17 protein-coding genes are annotated in these 24,543 nt (G+C 72.8%); 6 read left to right on the top strand and 11 right to left on the bottom strand.

Annotated elements, in window-relative coordinates:
- Nucleotides 1–132: 132 nt before the first annotated feature.
- From ispG to ACN9M0_RS26925, 5 genes are all read right to left on the bottom strand, one after another.
- Entirely contained in the window at nt 133–1,290 is a 1,158-nt protein-coding gene (ispG, locus tag ACN9M0_RS26945) for a flavodoxin-dependent (E)-4-hydroxy-3-methylbut-2-enyl-diphosphate synthase (RefSeq protein ID WP_366038661.1), read from the bottom strand.
- Nucleotides 1,291–1,393: 103 nt separating this feature from the next.
- Nucleotides 1,394–2,701, bottom strand: a complete 1,308-nt coding sequence (locus tag ACN9M0_RS26940; RefSeq protein ID WP_366038662.1) for a M50 family metallopeptidase — start codon at nt 2,699–2,701, stop codon at nt 1,394–1,396.
- Entirely contained in the window at nt 2,698–3,948 is a 1,251-nt protein-coding gene (gene dxr, locus ACN9M0_RS26935; RefSeq protein WP_366038663.1) for a 1-deoxy-D-xylulose-5-phosphate reductoisomerase, read from the bottom strand. Before dxr ends, ACN9M0_RS26940 begins: the two co-directional genes overlap by 4 nt.
- 34 nt (nt 3,949–3,982) lie before the next feature.
- Entirely contained in the window at nt 3,983–5,218 is a 1,236-nt protein-coding gene (gene aroA, locus ACN9M0_RS26930; RefSeq protein WP_366038664.1) for a 3-phosphoshikimate 1-carboxyvinyltransferase, read from the bottom strand.
- Nucleotides 5,219–5,580: 362 nt separating this feature from the next.
- Nucleotides 5,581–7,503, bottom strand: a complete 1,923-nt coding sequence (locus ACN9M0_RS26925) for an acyl-CoA dehydrogenase family protein (protein ID WP_366038665.1) — start codon at nt 7,501–7,503, stop codon at nt 5,581–5,583.
- A gap of 134 nt (nt 7,504–7,637) precedes the next feature.
- Between ACN9M0_RS26925 and ACN9M0_RS26920 the strand changes: the two genes are divergently transcribed.
- The gene (locus tag ACN9M0_RS26920) at nt 7,638–7,940 is read left to right on the top strand and encodes a putative quinol monooxygenase (RefSeq protein WP_366038666.1); all 303 of its coding nucleotides are present in this window, start codon (nt 7,638–7,640) and stop codon (nt 7,938–7,940) included.
- A gap of 75 nt (nt 7,941–8,015) precedes the next feature.
- On the opposite strand, the gene ACN9M0_RS26915 is transcribed toward ACN9M0_RS26920, so the two are convergent.
- The gene (locus tag ACN9M0_RS26915) at nt 8,016–9,461 is read right to left on the bottom strand and encodes an aldehyde dehydrogenase family protein (RefSeq protein WP_366038667.1); all 1,446 of its coding nucleotides are present in this window, start codon (nt 9,459–9,461) and stop codon (nt 8,016–8,018) included.
- 221 nt (nt 9,462–9,682) lie between these two features.
- Nucleotides 9,683–10,666, bottom strand: a complete 984-nt coding sequence (locus ACN9M0_RS26910; protein ID WP_366038668.1) for an EamA family transporter — start codon at nt 10,664–10,666, stop codon at nt 9,683–9,685.
- Nucleotides 10,667–10,818: 152 nt separating this feature from the next.
- Between ACN9M0_RS26910 and ACN9M0_RS26905 the strand changes: the two genes are divergently transcribed.
- Nucleotides 10,819–11,028, top strand: a complete 210-nt coding sequence (locus ACN9M0_RS26905) for a hypothetical protein (protein WP_426404339.1) — start codon at nt 10,819–10,821, stop codon at nt 11,026–11,028.
- A gap of 90 nt (nt 11,029–11,118) precedes the next feature.
- On the opposite strand, the gene ACN9M0_RS26900 is transcribed toward ACN9M0_RS26905, so the two are convergent.
- Both ACN9M0_RS26900 and ACN9M0_RS26895 read right to left on the bottom strand, forming a co-directional pair.
- Nucleotides 11,119–12,672, bottom strand: coding sequence for a PucR family transcriptional regulator (locus ACN9M0_RS26900; protein ID WP_366038670.1), 1,554 nt, complete (start codon nt 12,670–12,672; stop codon nt 11,119–11,121).
- Between the two features lie 144 nt (nt 12,673–12,816).
- Complete coding sequence (locus ACN9M0_RS26895) at nt 12,817–15,108, bottom strand: ATP/GTP-binding protein (protein WP_399695975.1); 2,292 nt, start codon at nt 15,106–15,108, stop codon at nt 12,817–12,819.
- A gap of 920 nt (nt 15,109–16,028) precedes the next feature.
- Between ACN9M0_RS26895 and gabT the strand changes: the two genes are divergently transcribed.
- The 4 genes from gabT to ACN9M0_RS26875 all read left to right on the top strand — a co-directional run bounded on the left by gabT (nt 16,029) and on the right by ACN9M0_RS26875 (nt 22,026).
- Nucleotides 16,029–17,363, top strand: coding sequence for a 4-aminobutyrate--2-oxoglutarate transaminase (gene gabT, locus ACN9M0_RS26890; protein ID WP_366038672.1), 1,335 nt, complete (start codon nt 16,029–16,031; stop codon nt 17,361–17,363).
- 160 nt (nt 17,364–17,523) lie between these two features.
- Nucleotides 17,524–18,342, top strand: a complete 819-nt coding sequence (locus ACN9M0_RS26885; protein WP_399695976.1) for a phosphatase PAP2 family protein — start codon at nt 17,524–17,526, stop codon at nt 18,340–18,342.
- Complete coding sequence (locus tag ACN9M0_RS26880) at nt 18,285–20,747, top strand: AAA family ATPase (protein ID WP_426404338.1); 2,463 nt, start codon at nt 18,285–18,287, stop codon at nt 20,745–20,747. Before ACN9M0_RS26885 ends, ACN9M0_RS26880 begins: the two co-directional genes overlap by 58 nt.
- A gap of 4 nt (nt 20,748–20,751) precedes the next feature.
- On the top strand, nt 20,752–22,026 hold the full coding sequence (locus ACN9M0_RS26875; protein WP_366038675.1) for an McrC family protein: 1,275 nt from the start codon (nt 20,752–20,754) through the stop codon (nt 22,024–22,026).
- A 9-nt stretch (nt 22,027–22,035) separates the two neighbouring features.
- Here the strand turns inward: ACN9M0_RS26875 and ACN9M0_RS26870 are convergent, their stop codons facing one another.
- Nucleotides 22,036–23,853, bottom strand: coding sequence for a chitinase (locus ACN9M0_RS26870; RefSeq protein ID WP_426404337.1), 1,818 nt, complete (start codon nt 23,851–23,853; stop codon nt 22,036–22,038).
- Nucleotides 23,854–23,995: 142 nt separating this feature from the next.
- On the bottom strand, nt 23,996–24,475 hold the full coding sequence (locus ACN9M0_RS26865) for a hypothetical protein (protein ID WP_426404336.1): 480 nt from the start codon (nt 24,473–24,475) through the stop codon (nt 23,996–23,998).
- Nucleotides 24,476–24,543: the final 68 nt, after the last annotated feature.

The raw sequence follows: 24,543 nt of genomic DNA, 5'->3' as shown, positions 1-24,543 counted from the left end.
TCCGCACTGTACCCCCGTGCCCTGTGGCGGGTCCCGTCACCGGCGCGAAGCCCCTCCACCGGGTGGGGTGGAGGGGCTTCGCGGGAGTTCCGGGAGGGATCCGGGCGGCGTCCCGAGGGATTCCGGGCCGGGTCAGCCGGCGATGGCGACCGTCGGCTCGCCGCTGGCGACGCCGTCCTTCTCCATCTGCTCGGCGATCTTGAGCGCCTCTTCGATGAGGGTCTCGACGATCTTCGACTCGGGGACGGTCTTGATGACCTCGCCCTTCACGAAGATCTGGCCCTTGCCGTTGCCGGAGGCGACGCCGAGGTCGGCCTCGCGGGCCTCGCCGGGGCCGTTGACGACGCAGCCCATGACGGCGACGCGCAGCGGGACGGTCATGCCGTCGAGGCCGGCGGTGACCTCCTCGGCGAGCTTGTAGACGTCTACCTGGGCGCGGCCGCAGGACGGGCAGGAGACGATCTCCAGGCGGCGCTGGCGCAGGTTCAGCGACTCCAGGATCTGCATGCCGACCTTGATCTCCTCGACCGGCGGCGCGGAGAGCGAGACGCGGATGGTGTCGCCGATGCCCTGGGAGAGGAGGGCGCCGAAGGCGACGGCCGACTTGATGGTGCCCTGGAAGGCCGGGCCCGCCTCGGTGACGCCGAGGTGCAGCGGGTAGTCGCACTGGGCGGCGAGCTGGCGGTAGGCCTCGACCATGACGACCGGGTCGTTGTGCTTGACCGAGATCTTGATGTCGCGGAAGCCGTGCTCCTCGAAGAGGGAGGCCTCCCAGAGGGCGGACTCGACGAGCGCCTCGGGCGTGGCCTTGCCGTACTTCTTCAGCAGGCGGGCGTCGAGCGAGCCGGCGTTGACGCCGATCCGGATCGGGGTGCCGGCGTCGGAGGCCGCCTTGGCGATCTCCTTGACCTTGTCGTCGAACTGCTTGATGTTGCCCGGGTTGACGCGGACGGCCGCGCATCCGGCGTCGATCGCGGCGAACACGTACTTCGGCTGGAAGTGGATGTCGGCGATGACCGGGATGGAGGACTTCCGGGCGATCGTGGCGAGCGCGTCGGCGTCGTCCTGGGTCGGGCAGGCCACGCGCACGATCTGGCAGCCGGAGGCGGTCAGCTCGGCGATCTGCTGGAGCGTGGCGCCGATGTCGGAGGTGCGGGTCGTCGTCATCGACTGGACGGAGACGGGCGCGTCACCGCCGACGGCCACGCTGCCGACCTGGATCTGGCGGCTCTTGCGCCGCTCGGCGAGCCGGGTCGGAACGGTCGGGATACCGAGAGAAATCGCGGTCATCTTTTGTGCAACCTCAAGGTTGTGCGTCGGCGGGCTCAGGTCTCCGAGGTTACCGCCCCGGGGGCGGAGGGCCGGACACCACAGGGTCCGGCCCCCCAGGGAGCTACGTGATCTTCACCGGGTTGACGATGTCGGCGGCGAGCACGAGCAGCGTGAAGCAGACGAAGACGCCGGCCACCACGTAGGCGGCGGGCATCAGCTTGGCCACGTCGAACGGGCCCGGGTCGGGGCGCTTGAAGATCCGGGCCATGTGGCGGCGGACGGACTCCCACAGGGCGCCCGCGATGTGGCCGCCGTCGAGCGGCAGCAGCGGGAGCATGTTGAACAGGAACAGCGAGACGTTGAACATGACCAGCAGGTTCATGAACATCACGAGGATCGTCGTCGGCGGCGCCTCGACGGTCATCAGCTCGCCGGTGATCCGGGCGGCGCCGAGCACGCCGACCGGGGAGTCCTCGGCGCGCTCGCCGTCGCCGAAGGTGGCGTCCCAGAGGCCGGGGATCTTGCCCGGGAGGGCGATGACCGAGTGGACGCCGTTCTGCAGGAGATCGGTCATCCGGTCGGTGGTCTCGCCGAAGGAGAGCGGCGCGACCTCGGTCTTGGAGGCGAAGCCGAGGTATCCGGCGTCGATGTAGGTCACGGGCTGGACGACCTTGCCGTCCTCGTCCTTCTTCGGGACCTTGTTCGACACCAGGGTGGGGTGCAGGTCCACGCGCTGACCGGCCCGCTCGACCGTGACCGTCGCCGGGCCGATGGTGTCGCGGATGCGGTCGGAGAGGGTGTCCCAGTCGGCGACCGGGGTGCCGTTGAAGGCGACGATCCTGTCGCCGTCCTTCAGACCGGCCTTGAACGCCGGGGACACCGGGTCGCCCGCGGCGCACTTCTCGCGCTTCTCGCTCTGCTTGATGACGCACTTCTGGACGCCGGCGACCTGGGTCGTCTGGCCCTCGATGCCCAGGGTCATCATCGAGCCGAAGAACAGCGCCGCCGCCAGGACCAGGTTCATGAACGGTCCGGCGAACATCACGATCACGCGCTTCCACGGCTTGCGCGTGTAGAAGAGCCGCGTCTCGTCGCCCTCCTGGAGCTCCTCGTACGAGGCCTCGCGGGCGTCCTCGATCATGGAGCGCCAGGGCGAGGTGGAGCGGGCCTCGATCTTGCCGTCGTCGCCCGGCGGGAACATGCCGATCATGCGGATGTAGCCGCCGGCCGGGATGGCCTTGATGCCGTACTCGGTGTCGCCGCGCTTCCTCGACCAGATGGTGGGGCCGAAGCCGACCATGTACTGCGGCACGCGGATGCCGAAGAGCTTGGCCGTGGAGAGGTGGCCGAGCTCGTGCCACGCGATGGAGACGAGGAGGCCGAGGGCGAACAGCACGATGCCCAGGGCGTACAGGAGCATTTCGGTCATGCGCGGGCCTCCGCTGTTGCCTTCGCTGCGAGCTCTCGGGCCCGGGCGCGCGCCCAGGTCTCCGCTTCGAGGACGTCCGACACCGTGAGCAGGGTTCCCGCGGTGGGCTTTCCGTGCTCGGTGACGACCGCAGTGACCGTATCCATGATTCCGTTGAACGGCAGCCGTCCGGCGAGAAACGCCTCGACGCACTCCTCGTTCGCCGCGTTGAAGACGGCGGGGGCCGTGCCGCCCAGTCCGCCGACGTGCCGGGCCAGGCCGACCGACGGGAAGGCCTCCGTGTCGAGCGGGAAGAACTCCCAGGTGGAGGCCTTGGTCCAGTCGAAGGCGGGGGCCGCGTCCGGAACACGCTCGGGCCAGCCGATGCCGATGGCGATCGGGCCGCGCATGTCCGGCGGGGTGGCCTGGGCGAGCGTGGAGCCGTCAGTGAACTCGACCATCGAGTGGACGTACGACTGCGGGTGGACGACGACCTCGATGCGGTCGAACGGGATGTCGTAGAGCAGGTGGGCCTCGATGACCTCCAGGCCCTTGTTCACCAGGGTCGCGCTGTTCACCGTGATCACCGGGCCCATCGCCCAGGTCGGGTGGGCGAGCGCGTCCTCGCGGGTGACATGCGCAAGCTCCGCGCGCGTACGGCCGCGGAAGGGGCCGCCGGAGGCCGTGACGACCAGCTTGCGGACGTCGGCGCGGGTGCCGGCGGCGAGCGCCTGGAAGAGCGCCGCGTGCTCGGAGTCGACCGGGATGATCTGGCCCGGCTTGGCGAGCGCCTTGACCAGGGGGCCGCCGACGATCAGCGACTCCTTGTTGGCGAGGGCGAGGGTGCGGCCGGCTTCGAGGGCGGCGAGCGTCGGCGCGAGGCCGATGGAGCCGGTGATGCCGTTGAGGACGGTGTGACACGGGGAGGCAGCCAGCTGGGCGGCGGCGTCCGGCCCCGCCAGGAGCTCGGGCAGGGGCTCGGAGCCGTACAGCGCCTTCAGCGCCTCCCGCAGCTCGGGCAGCGCCTCCTCGCGGGCCACGGCGACCGCGGCGACCCGGAGGCGGTGCGCCTGCTCGGCGAGCAGTCCGATCCGGCCGCCGGAGGCCGCGAGGGCGGTGACCCGGAAGCGGTCGGGGTTGCGCAGCACCAGATCGATGGCCTGGGTGCCGATGGACCCGGTCGAGCCGAGGACGACGATGTCCCGGCGTCCTTCGGAGACGTCGAAGGCGATATGGGGGTCGGCGAGAGGAGAGGGGCGGTCGCTCATGCCCCCCATTCTTGCCGCAAACGCTGTGCGGTCTTCACGGGGTGTGGACGAACGCGTCGAACACCCGGTGGAAGTCGGGGAACGTCTTCTTGACGCAGCCGGGGTCGTCGAAGGTGATCCCGGGGGTGCGCAGCGCCGTGACCGCGAAGGACATGACGATCCGGTGGTCGCCGTGCGTGGCGATCTCGACGGGTCCGGCCGGGGCGCCGGGGTGGATCTCGATCCAGTCGGGGCCGGTCTCGACGGTGATGCCGAGGCGGCGGAGGTTCTCGGCGCAGGCGTCGAGGCGGTCGCACTCCTTGACCCGGGTGTTGGCGACGTCCTCGATGCGGACGGGTCCGTCGGCGAAGGGCGCGATCGCGGCGAGGGTCGGCATGGTGTCCGAGATGTCCCGCATGTTGACGGTGAGGCCGCGCAGGGTGCCGGTGGAGCGGACGGTCGTCCCGGCCTCGGTGATCTCGACCTCGGCGCCCATGCGGCGCAGCACGTCGACGAAGGCCAGATCGCCCTGGAGCGCGCCGGTGCCGAGTCCGGGGACGGTGACGGAGCGGCCCTTCTGCAGGGCCGCGGCGGCGAAGAAGTAGCTGGCGGTGGAGGCGTCGGGCTCGATGCCGTAGGTCAGCGCCCGGTAGCCGGTGGGGGCGACCCGGTACGTACGTCCCTCCTGCCGGATCTCGGCGCCGAAGCTCCGCATCATGGCGAGGGTGATCTCGACGTACGGCTCCGAGACCAGGTCCGTGACGGTGATGTCGAGGCCCTCGGCGGTGAGCGGGCCCAGCATGAGCAGGGCGGTCAGGTACTGGGAGGACTGCCCGGCGTCGAGGGTGAGCGCGCCGCCCTTCACGCCGTGGGCGTGGACGCTGAGGGGGTGGTGGCCGTCGCGCTCGCCGTGCCGCAGGTCGACGCCGAGGTCACGGAGGGCGGTGCTGAGCGGGCCGAGGGGGCGGCGGCGCATCTGCGCGGAGGCGTCGAAGCGGTACGTGCCGTGGCCGGCGGCGACGAGGGTCGGCAGGAAGCGGGCGGTGGTGGCGCCGTCCCGGCAGTACACGTCGGCCTCGGCAGCCCCGGGCCCGGCGGGCCGGCCCTCGATGTGCCAGGCGCCTGACTCGCGGCGGACCGCGTACCCGAGGGCGGCGAGCCCCTCGGCGAAGCCCTCGGTGTCGTCGGAGACGAGCGGGCGCAGGAGGGTGGTGGTGCCCTCCGCGGCGGCGGCGAGGAAGAGCGCGCGGGCGGTGACGGACTTGGAGCCGGGGATGTCGATGACGGTCACGGGGCCATCCTGCCGCCCCGGACGCCACGACCGCGGCCTGGTCCGCCACGTGGACGGCACCTGTGCGGCCGCGTGCGCCCACGCAGGGGGCGCCGGTGCGGGGCTCCCCGCCCGTGTGGGCAATCGTCCCGCAGGGCGGGACGGGTGGGCACACGGGACGGCGCCCTCGGCGGCGCCTCCGCGCTCCACGCCTGGACCCGCACCACCAGGGTGCCGCACACAGGGGTGCGCGTCAGGGCGCGGAAGCCTCTGGCGCCGGCAAGGGCGCCGTCCGTTGTGCCCACCCGTTCCGCCCCGGCGGAACGCATGCCCACAACGGGGGTGGGTGCGGCGAAGCCGTGGGGGGCGGAGGTGTCGCGTTGTCAGTCGATCTTGCGGTGGACGTTTCGCTCCCGGGACGGGCCCGGTGTGGCGTCCGCGATCCACGCTCCCTCGCCGCTCGGGTCGACGATGCCCGCCTCCAGCCAGGTGTAGCGGCCCGCCAGTACCCCGTCGACGATCCGCCGGTCGAGGTCGTCCGTGTTGGACCAGAGGCGGTCGAAGAGCTCCTCGATCCGGAGCCGCGCCTGGTGGCAGAAGGCGTCGGCGAGTTCATGGGCCTCGCCGCCGTGGTCGGTCGTGGTGCGGAGCAGCTCGGCCCGTACGCACGCCGCGCTCATCGCGAAGAGCTCCGCCCCGATGTCGACGATCCGCCCGAGGAAGGCCTGCTTGAGCTCCATGCGGCCCTGCCAGCGGGACATCGCGTAGAAGGTGGACCGGGCGAGCTTGCGGGAGGTCCGTTCGACGTACCGGAGGTGGCCGGCGAGGCCGCCGAACTCTCCGTACGCCCCCGGCAGCTGCCCCGGTCCCGTGACGAGTCCCGGCAGCCAGCGGGCGTAGAAGCCGCCGGCCCGGGCGCCCGCCCTGGCCTTGTCCGCGAGGGACTTGTCCGGGTCGATGAGGTCCCCGGCGACGGAGAGGTGGGCGTCGACGGCCTCGCGGGCGATCAGCAGGTGCATGATCTCGGTGGAGCCCTCGAAGATGCGGTTGATGCGGAGGTCGCGGAGCAACTGCTCGGCGGGGACGGCCCGTTCGCCGCGGGCGGCGAGCGAGTCGGCGGTCTCGTAGCCGCGCCCGCCCCGGATCTGGACGAGTTCGTCGGCGATCAGCCAGGCCTTCTCGGAGCCGTACAGCTTGGCGAGGGCGGCCTCGATGCGGATGTCGTTGCGGTCCTCGTCGGCCAGCTGGGAGGCGAGGTCGACGACGGCCTCCAGGGCGAAGGCGGTGGCCGCGATGAAGGAGATCTTGGTCGAGACGGCTTCGTGGCGGGCGATCGGCCTGCCCCACTGCTCGCGCTCGCCCGACCACTCCCGGGCGATCTTCAGGCACCACTTGCCGGCGCCCGCGCAGGCGGCGGGGAGCGAGAGCCGGCCGGTGTTGAGGGTGGTGAGGGCGATCTTGAGGCCGGCGCCCTCGGGGCCGATGCGGTGGGCGGCGGGGACGCGGACGCGGTGGAAGCGGGTGACGCCGTTCTCCAGGCCGCGCAGGCCCATGAAGGCGTTGCGGTGCTCGACGGTGATGCCGGGCGCGTCGGCCTCGACGACGAAGGCGGTGATGCCACCCGGGTGCCCGTCCGAGGCGGGCACCCGGGCCATGACGACGAGCAGGTCGGCGACGACGCCGTTGGTGGTCCAGAGCTTCACGCCGTCGAGGACGTACTCGTCGCCCTCGGGCACGGCGGTGGTCGCGAGGCGGGCCGGGTCGGAGCCGACGTCGGGCTCGGTGAGCAGGAAGGCGGAGAGGTCGGTGCGGGCGAGCCGGGGCAGGAAGGCGTCCTTCTGCTCCTGGGTGCCGAAGAGTTTCAGGGGCTGCGGTACGCCGATCGACTGATGCGCGGAGAGCAGGGCGCCGACGGCGGGGCTGGCGGAGCCGACGAGGGCGAGGGCCCGGTTGTAGTACAGCTGGGTGAGGCCGAGCCCGCCGTACGCGGGGTCGATCTTCATCCCGAGCGCGCCGAGTTCCTTGAGTCCGGTGATCGTCTCGTCGGGGATGCGGGCCTCGCGTTCGATGCGCGCGCCGTCGATCCGGGTCTCGCAGAACTCGCGGAGGACGGCGAGGAAGGCCTCGCCGCGGCGGACGTCCTCGGCGGCGGGGAGCGGGTGCGGATGGACGAGGTCGAGGCGGAAGCGGCCGAGGAAGAGCTCCTTGGCGAAGCTGGGTTTGCGCCAGTCCTGCTCGCGCGCGGCCTCGGCGACCTGCCGGGCCTCGCGCTCGGTGACCTTGGGCCGCTGGGCGGGTGCGGACATGGACACCTCCTTGGGCTTCCTGTCCGTCGTACCCGATTCCGGCGGGTCCGGAAAGAGGAGGCGATCCCTCCGGGTATGTCCTTCTGGTGAGACGCCCCGACCGTACGCAAGGGGCCGCGCGTAGGGTCCGCGGCATGTCTCAGCCGATCAAGCTCATCGTCCTCGTCGCCACCCTGCCCGGCCGTGGCGCGGAACAGGTCGCCGCCTTCGAGGCGCTCGCACCCCTCGTACGGGCCGAGGAGGGCTGCCTGCAGTACGACCTCCACCGGGTGGCCGACGACCCCGACCGCTTCGCCCTGGTCGAGCGCTGGGCCTCGGCGGAGGCCCTCGCCGCGCACGACGTCGCCCCGCACATGCTCGCGGCCGACGTCACGAACAAGGCCTTCCGGGCGGGGCCCGCCGAGGTCGTCCGGCTGGTCGACACTCCCGTGGCATGACGCGTCGCACGACGAAAGACGGCCCGAGCCCCCGCACAGTGGGCTCGGACCGCCTGGTCTCGTGAGGCGTACGCCTTACAGGGCGAGGCCCGTCAGGACGAGCACGCGCTCGTAGGTGTAGTCGTCCATCGCGAACTTGACGCCCTCGCGGCCCACGCCGGAGCGCTTGGCGCCGCCGTACGGCATCTGGTCGGCGCGGTAGGAGGGGACGTCGCCGACGATCACGCCGCCGACCTCCAGGGCGCGGTGCGCGCGGAAGGCGGTCTGCAGGTCGTGGGTGAAGACGCCCGCCTGGAGGCCGAAGTCCGAGTCGTTGACCGCGGCGAAGGCCTCGGCCTCGCCGTCCACCTTGGCGATGGTCAGGACCGGGCCGAAGACCTCGGCGCGGGCCAGGGTGACGTCGGCCGGGAGGTCGGCGAGGACGGTCGGGGCGTAGGTGGCGCCCTCGCGCTTGCCGCCGGCGAGGAGCTTCGCGCCGGCCGCGACGGCCTCGTCGACCCAGGACTCGACGCGCTTGGCGGCGGCCTCGTCGACGAGCGGGCCGACGTCGGTGGCGGCGTCGGACGGGTCACCGGTGACCTGGGCCTCGACGGCCGCGACGATCTTCGGCACCAGGCGGTCGTAGACCGAGGCGTCGGCGATCACGCGCTGCACGGAGATGCAGGACTGGCCGCCCTGGTAGTTGGAGAAGGTGGCGATGCGGGTCGCCGCCCAGTCCAGGTCGGCCTCGGAGGACCAGTCGGGCAGGACGACGGCCGCGGCGTTGCCGCCGAGCTCCAGGGTGCAGTGCTTGTGGGGCACCGACTGCTGGATGGCGTAGCCGACCTTGTCCGAGCCGGTGAAGGAGATGACCGGGAGGCGCTCGTCCTGGACCAGGGCGGGCATGCGGTCGTTCGGCACGGTCAGGATCGACCAGGAGCCGGCCGGCAGGTCGGTCTCGGCCAGGATCTCGCCCAGGATCAGGGAGGAGATCGGGGTCGACGGGGCCGGCTTGAGGATGATCGGGGCGCCGACGGCGATGGCCGGGGCGACCTTGTGGGCGCTGAGGTTCAGCGGGAAGTTGAACGGCGCGATGCCGAGGACGACGCCCGTGGGGATGCGGCGGGTGAGGGCGAGGCGGCCCGCGCCGCCGGCCTCGGTGTCCAGGCGCTGGGCCTCGCCGGCGTTCCAGCGGCGGGCCTCCTCGGCGGCGAAACGGAAGACGGAGACGGCACGGCCGACCTCGCCGCGGGCCCACTTGATGGGCTTGCCGTTCTCGGCGGAGATCAGGAGGGCGATCTCCTCGGTGCGCTCGGCGAGCCGCTTCGACACGTGGTCGAGGGCGGCGGCGCGGACGTGCGCCGGGGTCGCGGCGAACTCGTCGACGACGGCGTGCGCGGCGGCGACGGCCTCCTCGACCTGGGCCTCGGTGGGCACGCTGACCTTGCCGACCAGACGTCCGTCGTACGAGTTCGTGACGTCGAAGGTGGCGTCGCCGGTGGCCTCGCGGCCGGCGAGCCAGAAGGCGTGGGTGGTCGTCATTGCGTCCCGGCCCTTTCCGTTTCGGGGAGCGAGCGATTGCTCTGGTGACACGTTAGGGCCGGGACGGCGGCCGCGGGCTTGTCCGGTATGGAGTAGTGGGGGTGGCGGCCCTGTCCGCTTCGGCCGAAGCGGACAGGGCACCGGCGTCACGTACTCCGGTTACGGGTGATCATCCGCCCCGCTGGGTCGAGACGGTCAGCCCCGCCGCTCGGCTGGGACGGTCAGCCCCGCCGCTCGGTCGAGACGATCAGGCAGACGCCGCCGACGACGATCGCGCCGCCGAGCAGGATGGGCCACGTCAGGGCCTCGTTCAGGACGAGGGCGCCGAGCAGGACGGCGACGACCGGGTTGACGTAGGCGTAGGTGGCGGCGAGGGAGACCGGTGCGGCCTGGAGGAGCCAGGCGTACGCGGTGAAGGCGACGAGCGAGCCGAAGACGATCAGGTAGGCGAGGGCGGCCCAGGAGCGGCCGGAGACGGCACCCAGGTCGAGGCCGTGCTGTTCGCCGCGCACGAGGCCGAGGGTGAGCGCGGCGAGGCCGCCGGCCAGCATCTCGTACGCGCTCGCGGTGAAGGGATTGGCGGGCATGGGCAGCCGGGCGGAGGAGACGGAGCCGACGGACCACAGCAGGGCCGCGACGAGGACGAGCAGCACGCCTCCGATCTTCACCTCGCCGCTCAGGCCGGGGACGGTGAGGACGCCGAGGCCCGCGAAGCCGAGCAGGACGCCGCCGAAGGCGCCGAGGCCGGGGCGGTCGCCGAAGGCCGTACGGAGCAGGACGACCCAGACCGGGACTGCGGCGACGAGGAGCGCGGCGAGGCCGGAGGGGATGGAGGTCTCGGCGAGGACGACGAGGCCGTTGCCGCCGAGGATGAGGAGCAGGCCGACGAGGGCGGCGGAGCCGAGTTCCCGGCGGGTGACCTTGAGGGCGGCGGGGCCCTGGCGCCAGGCGACGATCGCGGCGAGGAGCAGGCCGGCGGTGACGAAGCGGGTGCCGCCGGAGAGGAAGGGCGGGAGGGTCTCGACCACGATCCGGATCCCGAGGTACGTGGACCCCCAGACGACGTACACGATGCCGAGCGCGGCCCAGACGGCGCCGGTGATCCGGCGGGTGGAGGCGGCGGGGGCGGTGGCCTTGTCGGCGGTACGGGGTTCGGGGGCGGCCGGGGGCGCCTCGGGGGCCGGGTCGACGGCGGGTCTTGTCATGAGCAGGAGAGTATGGAGTGCGGGCCCCGACGACCAAGAGAATTGCCCGAATCCGGGCAGGGTCAGCGGAATTCGGACGGATCGAGGGTGCCCGGGGGCCTTGCGGAGGGGTGGGAGGATGGCCGGGACCGCACGACCCCAGGGGGAACAGCATGATCTTTTACGTACTGATCGGAGTCCTGGTCCTCACCGTCGCCGGGTGCGGCGCCGTGGTGTGGGCGTCGCGCGGCGGCCCCCGCTGGGTCCGCGCGGTGGCCACCGTGACCCTGCTGGGCGGCGAGGTGGTCCGCGACGGACGGCGCCGGAGCGTCCGGGGGTCCGGCGGGGGCGACGACGCCGGAGGCGACGGCGGCTCGGACTAGATCGTCCCGCTCGCCAGAACGTCCCACCACGACGCCCCACCACCCAGGACGCCCCAGCACCCAGGACGCCCCACTCCCCGGGACATCCCGCTACTGCTCGCCCTCGCCCGTCGCCTTCAGCGCCAGCCACAGCTCCATCCGGACGTCCGGATCGTCCAGGGAACGGCCGAGGATCTCCTCCACCCGGCGCATCCGGTAGCGCAGCGTGTGCCGGTGGACGCCCAGGTCCGCCGCCGCCGCGTCCCACTGGCCGTGCCGCGAGAGCCAGGCGCGCAGCGAGGCCACCAGGTCGCCGCGGCCGGTCGCGTCGTGGTCCCGGAGCGCGCGGAGCATCCCGTCGGCGAAGGCGCGGACGGCGTCGTCGGCGAGGAGTGGAAGCACCGAGCCCGCCGCCAGGTCCTGGTGCTCGACGAGCGCCCTGCCCCGCCGCCGGGCGACCGAGAGGGCCTGCTCCGCCTGCTTGTACGCGGCTGCCGCACCGCTCGGGCCGGCCGGGGCCGAGAGGCCCACGACGACACCCGCGTCCTCCGCCTCCCGCTCCGCGTACCCCTCGCAGGCGGCGACGACCGCGCCCCCGTCCCCGGCGAGGACGACGAGCCGCTGCCCGCTCTCGGCGACGGTGAGGACCGCCTCGCCCGCGCGGGCGGCGGCGGCCTCCAGGGCCTCGGCGAGCACCGGCAGCGGCGGCTCACCGGTCGGTTCTCCCCCGGCGGGCTCGGCGACGAGCAGCCGGTACGGGGCGCCGAGCAGTCCTCCGTAGAGGTCGCCGGCCACCGACTGGGCGGGCTCCGGCTGGCCCGCGAGCATCAGGCGCAGGACCGCCGCGCCGAGCCGCTGCTCCGCCGCCTGGAGCGAACGGGAACGTTCCGTCGTGAGCGTGAGCAGGGCGATCGCCGAGTGCACCGCGTACCGCTCGGCCGTGCCGAGGGGCGCGCCCGTGCCGACGGCGAGGGCGCCCCGGACCCGGCGCCCGGTGCCGAGCGACTGGAGTTCGACGCGGTCGTCCGTACCGCCGACGACCGCGCTGGCGGGCGCGGGCCGATCGCGCAGCCGCTCCACGTCGGGGGTGAGCCGGGCGGCCCGGCGCGCCGCCCATTCGGGCGAGACGGCGATGACGGCGCCGGAGGTGTCGTACAGCGCGGCCCAGCCGTCGACGTGCGCGGCGAGCCGGGCGACGACGGCCTCGGGTCCCTCGGCGAGCGCGGCGCGGGTCATTTCGCGCTGGGCCTCGAAACCGGCCGTGACGGCCCGGTACTGGTCGGCGGAGATGGCCGCCGACACCGCCTTGCTGATGGCCAGGAACGGGGTCCTGCGCGGCACCTCCAGGAGCGGCAGGTGCTCCTCGCGCGCCGCGTCGAGGAGGGCCGGCGGGATCTCCTCGTAGTTGACGCCGACGGCGAAGCCGAGCCCGACCACCCCGGCACCGAGCAGCCGCCGCGCGTAGCGGCGCATCGCCTCCAGGTCCTCCGCGTCGAGCGTGAGCGCGGTGGTGAGGAGGAGTTCACCGCCCTCCATGTACGGCACGGGGTCGGCGAGCTCGCTGACGTGGGCCCAGCGGACGGGGGTGTCGAGGCGGTCCTCACCGGCGCGGACGATGAGCTTGAGGGCGGAGTGCTGCACGAGCGAGGCGAGGGTGGGCGGCATTGGGGACCGTCGGACCTTTGAGCGAGGACCGCGCGCGGGGGGAGCCGTACGCGGCGGCGGGGGGACGCCGCTCAGCCGAGCGGCGTCCCCGATTGTGCCAGGGCGGCCGGGTGGCCGCTCAGGCACGAGGGCCGACGGGGCCGCTCAGCCGCGCAGATCCACCAGGAGCGGCGGGGTGTGCGCGCCCTGGGCCGTGGTCAGGGACACGACGGCGTGGCCGGGCGGCACGGAGTGCGCGAGTTCGGAGGCGGACCACCGCTCGCGTTCGACCTTCCGGGTCGTGACGGCGTCGGTGGTGACGGCCTGGCCGGTGACCTTCTTGCGCAGGAAATGGATGAACCGGGTCATCGGCTGGTGCGCGAAGACCGTGTGGTGCGCCACCTCGGTGGTCTCCACCCACTCCTTGCCCCACGTCTCGGCGAAGCCCCGGCCGTCCCACGTGGTGATGCCGGAGAGCGCCACCCGGCAGCCGACGGCGCCGAGCAGCGGGCCGTGCAGGGCCTCGGGCACCTCGCCGAGGGTACGGAGCCCCAGGACGACCCCGGCGTTGTGCGGGCGCAGCCGCTGGAGGGAGCGGACGGTGCCGGTGGTGAGCGCCCCGGTGGCGTCGTCGAGGACGAGGGAGACGAAGTGCGGGCGCCTGGCGCCTGTCCGGGCCGCCGCCAGGAACTGGGCGAGGACCAGCCGGGTGAGGAGCCGCGAGGCCTCTTCGTGGCCGCGCTCGGGCAGCTTGATGCGGACCCGCAGCGGGTGGTGGACGACGGACTTCAGCGAGAAGGGCCGCACGTCGCTCCCGTCGGCGCCGAAGAACTCGGCGAAGGCCGGCCGGTCGAGGGGCGACAGGCGGTCCGCGAGGAGCGGCCCGGCGTCGGCGGCGGTGCCGGCCTGCCGGATCCGGGCCTCCAGCTCGCGTCGCATGGCCGCGGCGTCGGCCGGGAGCCGGTCGAGGAGCGCCGTCAGCGTCTCCGGGCCCGCTTCGAGGAGTTCGCGGAGCGTCCGTACGGAGGGGAAGCGGCCGTGCGCCGCCCGGTAGGGGCCGATGAGCTGGGCGAGGACGGTGGCGGCCCGCCGGGTGTCGAGGTTCTCGACGTCGCCCACGAGGCCCTCCGCGAGCAGCTCCGCCGCCTCGTCGGGGTCGGTGAGACCCGCGTACAGGTCGAGGTCGTACGGCGAGGCCGGGTCGCCGGGACGGACGACGACGTCGTAGGCGGCGTCAGGGCCGAGCGACGCGTCCGCCGTGCCCACGGCGACGACCGCGCAGGCGCCGGTGAGGGCCTGCAGGGTGAGCGACTCGACGACCGGGCCGGTCAGGCGCGCGGTCTTCCCGGCGCCGGAGGGGCCGACGACGAGCAGCGAGGTGGCGAGCGCGGCCGGGTCGAGGGCGAGGCCCACGCCCCGGTAGGCGGCCGGATTCCGCTGTTCGGCGGCGCAGCGGCCGATGCGGACCTGACCGAGGAGGAGGTCGTGGGTGGCGGCGCGGCCCGGCAGGTCGCGGTCGCCCGAGGGGTGCGCCCCGGTCGCGGCGCCCTGCCGGAGGACGGTGTCGACGAAGGAGGCGAGGCCGGCCGCGTGCGTCCGTCCCGGCTCCAGGCTCCGGCGGACCCGGGCGCAGTCCACGTCGTTCATGCGTCCGGCGAACAGCTCGGCGGCGAGCAGGTCGGCCGCCCGCCGTTCCCCGGCGGCCCGCAGTTCGGGCCACTGCGAGAGGGGTACGGGGGCTGCCGGGTCGAGCGGCGGCGGTGTGCCGTCCGCCGTGGCGGCGGCGCGGGCCCTGAGCCATCCGCGGACCAGGCCGGGCCAGCCGCCGAGGCGCGCGAAGGGCCAGAGCACGGCGGCCGTGATCAGGGCGTACAGGGTGTAGACGAGGACCGGGGAGGCGAGGACGTCGTACCCGCCGCCGACGAGCACCACGAGGGAGAGCAGCGGGGCGACGACCGGCAGCGCGTCCCAGCCGACACCGGGGAAGGCGTCCGGCCAGACGAACGTCAGGGCGATCAGCGCGGCGCCCGCGGTGAGCGCGGCGCGGACGGGCGGGCGGCGGTCGGCGAGGAGGTGGCGGGCGAGTTCGGCCCAGGCTCCGAGGCGGGCGATCGTGTAGAGCAGGACGGCGAAGAAGAGCCCGTCGTAGACGACGTGGGCCTCGGCGCCGTGCCAGTCGCGGGGCGAGGTGCCTCCGGCGTACCACCAGTCGGCGGGGGTGAAGGTGGCGAGCGGGATCCACTCGTAGGGGACGGCGCCGCGCCGCCAGGCCGACCAGAGCAGCAGCCCCACGACGAGCGGGATCAGCAGCCCGGCCACGGTGACGGGCGCGAGCTTCCGCGCCTCCCGGGGCGGTGGCGGCGGCACGTGCCGGAACCGCCAGATGCCGGGCTCGGCCTCGGGCCGCGGGGCGTCGAGCCAGGCCACGACGGGGGCGCCGGGAGCGGGCGCGGGCACGGCTGCCGGTGCCCCCGCGGGCGGAGGGCCTACGTCCGGGGCACCCGGCCCCGCCGCCCCGGGCGCCGCCACCGGCCTCGGCGGCACGCGCGGGGGCGCGGGCAGGCGCGCGGAACCGCCGGCGTCCGCCGGCCGGCTGTGGGAGGGCACGGCCCGACCGTCAGGGTGGGCAGCCCGACCGTCAGGGTGGGCAGCCCGACCGTCAGGGTGGGCAGCCCGACCGTCAGGGTGGGCAGCCCGACCGTCAGGGTGGGCAGCCCGACCGTCAGGGGCCGCCGTCAGCCCGCCGGTAGGCACGCCCGGGCCGTCGGAGTAGGCGGTCCGGCCGTCAGGATCCGCCGCCCGACCGTCGGTAGGCACGCCCCGGCCGTCGGAGTAGGCGGCCCGACCGTCAGGATCCGCCGCCCGACCGTCGGAAGGCACGCCCCGGCCGTCGGAGTAGGCGGCCCGACCGTCAGGATCCGCCGCCCGACCGCCGGAAGGCACGCCCCGGCCCTCAGGATCCGCCGCCCGACCGTCGGCCGGCGGCACGGACGGCGGCACGGACGGCGGGGCCGCCGGGCGCGGGACCGCGCCCCCCTTGGTGTCGCGTGACTCGTACGTGCCGTCGGTCTCCATGAACCCCTGCCCCCTGACCAGCCAGGTCGCCGCGTCTGTGCCACCGTCAATCTAGTGGGCCCGGAGCCACCGGGAGGGGATTCGACCACCCGTACGGCCGATGACCTGCCGGACTCGTCGGGCGACCCGCCGGGGGACCCGCCCGCCGCCCCGCCTGCGTGTGGAACCGGAGCCGCCATGTCCATCCCGGACAACGACACACCCGCCACCACTCCCGATCGGCGCATGCCTCTCCCCCTCCCCCGCGCCTAGCCTGCGGAGGAAACCCGCAAGTGCGTCCAGAACACCCCCAGGAGCCCCGCATGAACGCTGTCCCGCAGGAGCGGCGCGTCGTCACCGCCATCCCCGGTCCGAAGTCGCAGGAGCTTCAGGCCCGCCGTCTCGACACGGTCGCCGGTGGCGTCGGCTCCACGCTGCCCGTCTTCACCAAGCGGGCCGGTGGCGGCATCATCGAGGACGTCGACGGCAACCGTCTGATCGACTTCGGCTCCGGCATCGCCGTGACCTCGGTCGGCGCCTCCGCCGAGGCCGTCGTGCGCCGCGCCTCCGCGCAGCTCCAGGACTTCACCCACACCTGTTTCATGGTGACGCCGTACGAGGGTTACGTGGAGGTCTGCGAGGCGCTGGCCGAGCTGACCCCGGGCGACCACGCCAAGAAGTCCGCGCTGTTCAACTCGGGCGCCGAGGCCGTCGAGAACGCGGTGAAGATCGCCCGCTCGTACACCAAGCGCCAGGCCGTCGTCGTCTTCGACCACGGCTACCACGGCCGTACCAACCTCACCATGGGCATGACGGCGAAGAACATGCCGTACAAGCAGGGCTTCGGCCCGTTCGCCCCCGAGGTCTACCGCGTGCCGGTCGCCTACGGCTACCGCTGGCCCACGGGTGCCGAGAACTGCGGCCCCGAGGCCGCCGCCCAGGCGATCGACAACATCACCAAGCAGATCGGCGCCGAGAACGTCGCCGCGATCGTCATCGAGCCGGTCCTCGGCGAGGGCGGCTTCATCGAGCCGGCCAAGGGCTTCCTGCCGGCGCTCGTGAAGTTCGCCAACGACAACGGCATCGTCTTCGTCGCGGACGAGATCCAGGCCGGCTTCTGCCGTACCGGCCAGTGGTTCGCCTGCGAGGACGAGGGCATCGTCCCGGACCTCATCACCACCGCCAAGGGCATCGCGGGCGGTCTGCCGCTCGCCGCCGTCACCGGCCGCGCCGAGATCATGGACTCCGTCCACGGCGGCGGTCTGGGCGGCACCTACGGCGGCAACCCGGTGGCGTGCGCCGGTGCGCTCGGCTCCATCGAGACGATGAAGGAGCTCGACCTCAACGGCAAGGCCAAGCGCATCGAGGAGGTCATGAAGGCCCGCCTCACCGCCATGCAGGAGAAGTTCCCGGTCATCGGTGACATCCGCGGCCGCGGCGCCATGATCGCCATCGAGCTGGTGAAGGACCCGGCGACGAAGGAGCCGCACGCGGAGGCCGCCGGCGCGCTCGCCAAGTACTGCCACAACGAGGGCGTCCTGGTCCTCACCTGCGGCACCTACGGCAACGTGCTGCGCTTCCTGCCGCCGCTGGTCATCGGGGAGGACCTGCTGAACGAGGGTCTGGACGTCATCGAGGCCGCGCTCGCCACGATCTGACACCGGATCCGGCACCAGATCCGGCATCAGCTCCGAGGCCAGGTCAGGCACCGGATCTGACAGCGGTTCTGACACACCGTGTGAAGACTGTGTGGGGGGCCGATGGCGGGATGCGTTTCCCGCTGTCGGTCCCCTCTTCTCTGACGTACGGTTTCCGCAGATGAGAGAAACACCCCGGGCGGAGCCTCCCCAGCCCCGTCCACACCGTGCCTTCGCGCACACCCCTGGAGCTTCATGCTCCGGAACTCCTCACCGATCGGATGGCCGCCCGCCCCACACCCCCCGGGGCGCGCGGCAGCCCGATCCCCTCGGCCGCCCTGGAACCACCCCCCCTGTTCCAGGGCGGCCGGCTCTCTTCTCGGCGCTCGTCGCCCTCGTCGTCGTGACCTGGCAGGTGCTCGTCCACGGCCCCTTGGCCAGGCTCGACGAGCGGGTGTCCCGGTCCCTGGTGGACACGGTCCCCCGGCCTCTGAGCGAGCTCGCCTCCGACCTCGGCAACATGACCGTCGCCCTTCCCGTCCTCGCCTGTGCGATGGCGTACGCGGTGTGGCACGGCCGACGGCTCGCCGCCCTGTACGCGGGACTCGCGATGGCCGCGGTCCCGCTCCTGGTGATCCCCCTGAAGGAGTGGACGGCCCGCCCCGGCCCTCTGGAGCCCTGGGCCCACGGCTACTACCCCTCGGGCCACACGGCCACCGCGGCGGTCGCCTACTTCGGCGCGGCCTTCCTCGTCTCGAACCGCCTGATCCCCGTCGCCGCCGTACTGACGGCGGCGACGGGAACCGGTCTGATCCTGCGGGGTTTCCACTGGCCGCTGGACGTTCTGGCGTCGGTCGCCCTGTCCGTGGTTCTTCTGCGGTGGCCCGTCCTGGCGACACGGTACGGTCGACCTTCACCGGGCGGTGGCAAGGGGGAGGACGTATGGGAGACGGAGCACTGCGGTTCGCCGTCACGGTCGGAGGACGGGCGTTCGAGCTGATCCCGTCGGGCGGAGAGGTCATCCTCCCCACCCACGGCAGCAAGATCCATCACGACGCGGGCTGTACGCATCTGACGGACCCCGACCGGCTCCCGCGCCACCCCGATCCGGACGGGCTCCTATGGCGGCGGCTGCTCGACGCGGAGGACCCCGCCGCCCACGCGCTCTCCATCGGACTGCGCAACCAGCGGGGCCGACCGGTCACGGGCGTCTGCTCCTGCGCTCTGCGGCCGGTCGCCGAGAGCCATGCGGAGACCCTTCCGTACTGGCCGATCGACGATGCGCTGCGCGTCTTCGATCCCTCGCGCCACCAGGCGGCCGTCGAGGCGGCGGACCGCGAGGCGGAGGAGATCCGGGCCGCCTTCCCCTGGGAGGAGTGGCCCACGCTGTCCCTCGACCGCTACGCCTTGGGACAGCCGGACAGCCCGGGCCAGGTGTACAGCCATGCGCTCGAGTTCGGCAGCAAGGCGCTGGGCAGCATTACAGGCGGCACCGCGAAGAAGCACTTCGTGTACCGGCAGAACCACGGCACCTGGTGGCACGACAAGCGGTACGGGAACGTCACCGAGGCATGGGAGCAGGTGCGAGCGGGGATCGTCGCCGCCGTGACGGCGGCCCGCGAGGGCCGGGTGCGGGACATCGACGACATCGTCGCGGTGCGTTCCGGGATCATGGTCGTGGCGAAGACCCTGCGTGTGTACGCGCCCGAGGCGACGCTGCCGGTGTACTCGGACAGCTTCGCTCATCACTACCTGGACCGGCTCTCGCCCGGATCGGCGGCGAAGCTCCAGCCGTTCGCACGCAAGGAGCTGCTCAAGTCCCTCGTCGACGCCGACCCGCGGTTCGAGGGCTGGCCGCCCCAGCTCGTCTGGCACTTCCTCGACTGGTGGGCGCCCGCACGGCGGACGGCCGCCCAGGTGGTCAGGATCGGCACGTCCGATGTCCGGGGTGACTGGGACCACTTCGTTGCCGGCGAGATCGCCGCTGTCGACATGGACCGCGTCGGCGATCTGCACGGGTACGCCGACCAGGAGGAGTTCACCTCCGCCTATGTCGAGGCGTACGCGGACACCGGCCTGTCCGGGCAGAAGCTCTCGGCGCGGGCAGCGGAGATCTGGCGCCTGCTCGACCTGCGGGTCGGCGACCGTGTGGTCGCGACCACCGGCAGAAGCGAGGTCCTAGGCGTCGGTCGGGTCGTTGGCGACGGCTACGCGTGGCTCGCCCACCTCGACTCCGAGCGCCCTCCGTGGCACGCGGTCACGGTGCGGTGGGACGAGGAGTACGCGGGCAAACTGGACGAGCCGGTGGCCGACTGGGGCACGAGCGTCGTGACGGACGTCCCCTCGGCTCTCTGGCGGAAGATCCAACGCCTTCCGCTCGCCCGGCATGTCGGGGCCTCGGGCGAAGCACCCGAGGACTCCGGTGAGACGGTGGAGATCCCGGCCCTCGACGAAGACCTCCAGCTCATCGACGACGCCTTGGAGCGGCGTGGCCAGACCGTTCTGTTCGGCCCGCCGGGAACCGGGAAGACGTTCCACGCCCTCCGCTACGCCGTGCGACGGCTGGGCGAGCTGTCCGAGGACCTGCCCGGGGTCGACCCCCTCGCGGAGCCGGGCAGCAAGGAGTTCGGCGCGACCCTTGAGTCGCTGAGCGAGTCCGGGCGCCTGACCGTGGTCACCTTCCATCCGAGCTACGGCTACGAGGACTTCGTCGAGGGTCTGCGGCCGGTCAAGGGCACCACCGGACTCAGCCTGGAACCCACCGCGGGCGTCTTCAAGCGGGTCTGCGAGACCGCGGCCGGCCACCCCGGCCAGTTGTACCTGGTGATCGTCGACGAACTGAACCGGGGCAACCTCCCCCGCATCCTCGGCGAGCTGATCACCGTCCTCGAGAAGGACAAGCGCGGGCTGCCCGTCACGCTGCCGCTGACCGGTGACATCTTCCGCGTTCCTCCGAACGTCCGCCTCCTCGGCACGATGAACACCGCCGACCGTTCGGTACGGATGCTCGACTCGGCCGTCCGCCGACGGTTCGCCTTCGTCGAGCTCCTCCCCGACTCGCGGCCGCTGCGGGACCGCAGGGTGGACCAGCTGCACCTCGCGGACTTCCTCGACGAACTCAACCGGCGCATCAGGACCCACCTCGACCGGGAGAAGCAGATAGGCCACGCCTTCTTCCTGCCGGAAGGCACGGCCGTCTCCACCGCCGCCGAGTTCGCCGCGATCATCCGGGGCGAGATCCTTCCGCTGCTCCAGGAGTACGCCTACGACGACTACGGTCTTCTCGCCGCCTTCCTGGGCGAGGGCCTCGTCGACACCGTCGCCCACACGCTGCGGGACGTCTCCGACGAGACGCTGGTCACCCTGCTGTACGAGGAGCTCCAGGTCGGCACCGGTGCGGAGTGACGGCGTGCTCGAACTCGTCGAGTACGACACCGAGGTCTTCAGAGACGTCAGCCTCACGGACACCGACCGGTGTCTCCTGACCGACACCCCGCTCCGTTCGCGCCTGCGGGTGCGCGAACTCTCCGGCGGCCGGGTGGAAGTGACCGCTTACCAGTACGTGGGAACCGTCCGGCTGGAGAGCTGCGAGATCCGTGTCCTCCCGAAGTACCTGGGGACCGACCTCGACGTGCTGCGGATGCTGGACCACGCGTGGGGAGGTGCGCGCGACCTGCTGCCCACGGCCCAGAGCTTCGTGGGCGGCGCGCCGAACCTGCGCGACCTGGTGTGCCTCATGGTCACCGAGCACGGTGAGCGGCTGCTGCGCCACGGGGTGCGGCGCGACTATCTGACCGTGGAGGACGATCTGCGGGTGGTCCGCGGCAGGCTTCTGCCCGATCGCCAGGTGCTGCGCCACCACAGCCGGCTGGACCGGCTGGCCTGCCGGTTCGAGGAGCACGACGCCGACATCACTGACAACCGTCTCTGCGCCGCCGCGCTGGCCGTGGCCGCGCGGACCGCGCGTTCCCCCGAGGTCCGGGCCCGTGCCCGTCGTGCCGCGGGCCGGTTCGCCCAGCACGCGCCGACCTCGCCGGGAGACGTCCGGGCGGTGATGTCGGCCTTGGAGTACCACCGTCACAACGAGCACTACCGGCCGGCGCACCTCTGGTCCGGCCTGCTCCTGTCGGGTGGCGGCATGGACGATCTGTTCACGTCCGGGCCGCTGGCCTCACAGGCGTTCCTCGTGGACATGAACCGGCTGTTCGAGGCATTCACGACCCGGCTCCTCGAGCAGGGCTCGGCCGGATCGGGGCTGCGGGTGGACAGCCAGTCCCGGCAGTCGAAGGTGCTGTACGACGAGCACACGGGCCTGAGCCACGGCACCGTGCGGCCGGACGTGCTGATCTCCGGTCAGCGGGCCGACGGGCCGTACCGGCTGCCGGTGGACGTGAAGTACAAGCTCTACGACGAGAAGAGGCTCTCTCCCGGGGACCTGTACCAGGCGTTCTTCTACGCCCACGCGCTCGGCCGGCTGGGCGACGCGGAGGCTCCCGTCTGTGTGCTGCTCCACCCCGGTGAGGCCTCGGCGGATCGGGGGCGGGTCGCCGTGCGCACGATCGACGGACCGGTGACGGCCCGGGTCCGCTCGGTCCCGCTGGACCTCCGCTCGGTTCTGGCGGAACTGGCCGGGCCGGAACCCCATCGGGTTCCGGCCCGACTGTTCCAGGACGTTCTGCCCTAGGGCGGCAGGTCAGCTCAAGCCGGCAGCGTTCCCGAAATACGAATCGAAGTTCTGCGAGAACTGCCACTGGTTGTACCGGTCCCAGTTGACCGACCAGGTCATCAGGCCGCGCAGGGCAGGCCAGGTGCCGTGGGTCTGGTAGGTGCCGCAGTTCGTCTTCTTCGTCAGGCAGTCCAGGGCCTTGTTCACCTCGGCCGGGGCGGTGTGGCCGTTGCCCGCCTGGGTGGAGGCGGGGAGGCCGATGGCGATCTGTTCGGGGCGGAGGGGCGGGAAGATGCGGTCCGTGTTGCCGGCGACCGGGAAGCCGGTGAGGAGCATGTCGGTCATGGCGATGTGGAAGTCGGCGCCGCCCATCGAGTGGTACTGGTTGTCGAGGCCCATGATGGAGCCCGAGTTGTAGTCCTGGACGTGGAGCAGGGTCAGGTCGTCGCGCAGGGCGTGGATGACGGGCAGGTAGGCGCCGGCGCGCGGGTCCTGGCCGCCCCAGGGGCCGGAGCCGTAGTACTGGTAGCCGAGCTGGACGAAGAAGGTCTCCGGGGCCATCGTGAGGACGAAACCGGAACCGTACTTGGCCTTGAGGGTCTTGACCGCCTGGATCAGGTTGACGACGACCGGGCTGGTCGGGTTCCGGAAGTCGGTGTCGCCGGTCTGGAGCGAGAGGGAGTGGCCCTCGAAGTCGATGTCCAGGCCGTCGAGACCGTACTCGTCGATGATCTTCGACACCGAGGTGACGAAGGTGTCGCGGGCCGCGGTGGTGGCGAGCTGGACCTGGCCGTTCTGGCCGCCGATGGAGATGAGGACCTTCTTGCCGGCGGCCTGCTTGGCCTTGATCGCCGCCTTGAAGTCCGCGGGTGATTCGACGTTCGGGCATTCCGTCGCCGGGCAGAGGCTGAAGCGGATGTCGCCCGAGGTCACCGAGGTCGGTTCCCCGAAGGCGAGGTCGATGACGTCCCAGGAGTCGGGGACGTCGGCCATGCGGGTGTAGCCGGAGCCGTTGGCGAAGCTCGCGTGGAGGTAGCCGACGAGGGCGTGCGCGGGCAGGCCGCCGCCTCCGCCTCCGCCGCCGGAGGTCGTGGTCGCGGTGACGGCGGTCGACTTCGGGGACTCACCGGCGCTGTTCACGGCCGTGACCTGGAAGGTGTACGGGGTGGAGGCCGTGAGTCCGGTCGCGGTGGCCGTGGTGCCGGTGACCGTCTGGATCCGCGTGGCGCCCTGGTAGAGGTTGTACGAGGTGGCGCCGGGGACCGCGGTCCAGCTCAGCGGCACGGAGGTGGAGTTCGGGGAGCCGGCCGTGAGGCCGGTGGGGGCGGCCGGGAGCTGGACCGGGTCGCCGCCGGGGCCGTACAGGGAGAGGTCGTCGGCCTGGTAGGCGGGGGTGCCGTACCAGCCGTGGGTGTAGATCGTGACCGAGCTGGTGGAGGCGCCCGTCGTGAACGTGGTGGTGAGCTTCTGCCAGTCGGGGGCGGAGGCCGTCCAGGTGGAGACGTCGGTGGTGCCGGTGCCGGAGGCGCCGAGGTAGACGTAGCTGCCGCGCACCCAGCCGCTCAGCGTGTACGAGGAGTTGGGCTTCACGGTGACGGTCTGGGAGCACTTGGCGTTGTCGCTGCCGGCCGGGGTCGCCTGGAGTGCCTTCGTCCCGCCGTGCACGGGTGACGGGACGACGGCGCCGCTGCCCGCCGTACAGGTCCAGCCGTCGAGGCCGGCCTCGAAGCCGCCGTTGCGGGCGAGTTCGGTGTCGGCGGCCTGGGCCGCGGGGGTGAGCGCGAGGAGCCCGCCGGCGGCGAGGGAGCCCGCCAACAGCAGGGTGAGGGGTCTGGTGCGGTCCACAACTGCCTCCGGGGGTGGGGGAATCGAGGTGGAGCGCGCCACAGCATGGTCCAGACCAATCAAGTGGTCAAGACCTCTGTCCGGGATCGCGGCTCCGCTCGGATCGGCCCGGAGTTCCGCTCCGATCGGCTCCCGGCTCCGCTCAGATCCCGCCCTCCCCCCTTCCCCCCCTGGCCAGTTGACCCGCCGCCTCGTGCATCGCCAGCTCCAGGAGCGAGGCGTCGGTGAGGGTGCCCAGGCCGTCCGGCGCCACCAGCCAGCGCACCCGGCCGGTGACCCGCCCCGGGTACGGGACCACGATCCAGGTGCCGGAGCCCGCGCCTCGTACGCCGGTGCCGAGCCAGCGGGCGGCGGTTCCCGGCGGGACGAGGAAGCCCATCCGGGCCTCGCCGAAGTCGGCCAGGACCGGGCCGGGCCGGTCGACCAGCCGGGTCAGCACGTCGAGCGTGGGGTAGCCGAGCTCCCCCGGCAGGATCAGCACGTCCCAGCGCCGGCCGGCGGGCAGCAGCGCGACCCCGTGGGGGTTGCGCTCCCACTCCCACCGGCAGGCGTCGGGATCCGGTGCGACCGAGGCGAGCCACTCCACCGCGGCCTTGACGCCAGAAGCCCCCGTACCAGTCATCGCGACGATCTCCTCTCCGTGCGGACACGGTGGACACGGTGTCCACACGGAGAGAGCGGGTGCGGGGG

Origin of the sequence: Streptomyces sp. R-07 (assembly GCF_049913175.1) — a bacterium.
Taxonomy (GTDB): domain Bacteria; phylum Actinomycetota; class Actinomycetes; order Streptomycetales; family Streptomycetaceae; genus Streptomyces.
The sequence above is the reverse complement of the archived record's forward strand: the minus strand, read 5'-3'. Positions and strand labels throughout refer to the sequence as shown.

What these genes read in the sequence shown, in the direction of transcription:
- gabT (WP_366038672.1), top strand. Translation starts at nt 16,029, where the DNA reads ATGAACGCTGTCCCGCAGGAGCGGCGCGTCGTCACCGCCATCCCCGGT.
- ACN9M0_RS26900 (WP_366038670.1), bottom strand. Translation starts at nt 12,672, where the DNA reads ATGCCGCCCACCCTCGCCTCGCTCGTGCAGCACTCCGCCCTCAAGCTC.
- ACN9M0_RS26910 (WP_366038668.1), bottom strand. Translation starts at nt 10,666, where the DNA reads ATGACAAGACCCGCCGTCGACCCGGCCCCCGAGGCGCCCCCGGCCGCC.
- ispG (WP_366038661.1), bottom strand. Translation starts at nt 1,290, where the DNA reads ATGACCGCGATTTCTCTCGGTATCCCGACCGTTCCGACCCGGCTCGCC.
- ACN9M0_RS26905 (WP_426404339.1), top strand. Translation starts at nt 10,819, where the DNA reads ATGATCTTTTACGTACTGATCGGAGTCCTGGTCCTCACCGTCGCCGGG.
- ACN9M0_RS26925 (WP_366038665.1), bottom strand. Translation starts at nt 7,503, where the DNA reads ATGTCCGCACCCGCCCAGCGGCCCAAGGTCACCGAGCGCGAGGCCCGG.
- ACN9M0_RS26880 (WP_426404338.1), top strand. Translation starts at nt 18,285, where the DNA reads ATGGGAGACGGAGCACTGCGGTTCGCCGTCACGGTCGGAGGACGGGCG.
- ACN9M0_RS26865 (WP_426404336.1), bottom strand. Translation starts at nt 24,475, where the DNA reads ATGACTGGTACGGGGGCTTCTGGCGTCAAGGCCGCGGTGGAGTGGCTC.
- ACN9M0_RS26940 (WP_366038662.1), bottom strand. Translation starts at nt 2,701, where the DNA reads ATGACCGAAATGCTCCTGTACGCCCTGGGCATCGTGCTGTTCGCCCTC.
- ACN9M0_RS26915 (WP_366038667.1), bottom strand. Translation starts at nt 9,461, where the DNA reads ATGACGACCACCCACGCCTTCTGGCTCGCCGGCCGCGAGGCCACCGGC.
- dxr (WP_366038663.1), bottom strand. Translation starts at nt 3,948, where the DNA reads ATGAGCGACCGCCCCTCTCCTCTCGCCGACCCCCATATCGCCTTCGAC.
- ACN9M0_RS26920 (WP_366038666.1), top strand. Translation starts at nt 7,638, where the DNA reads ATGTCTCAGCCGATCAAGCTCATCGTCCTCGTCGCCACCCTGCCCGGC.
- ACN9M0_RS26885 (WP_399695976.1), top strand. Translation starts at nt 17,524, where the DNA reads ATGAGAGAAACACCCCGGGCGGAGCCTCCCCAGCCCCGTCCACACCGT.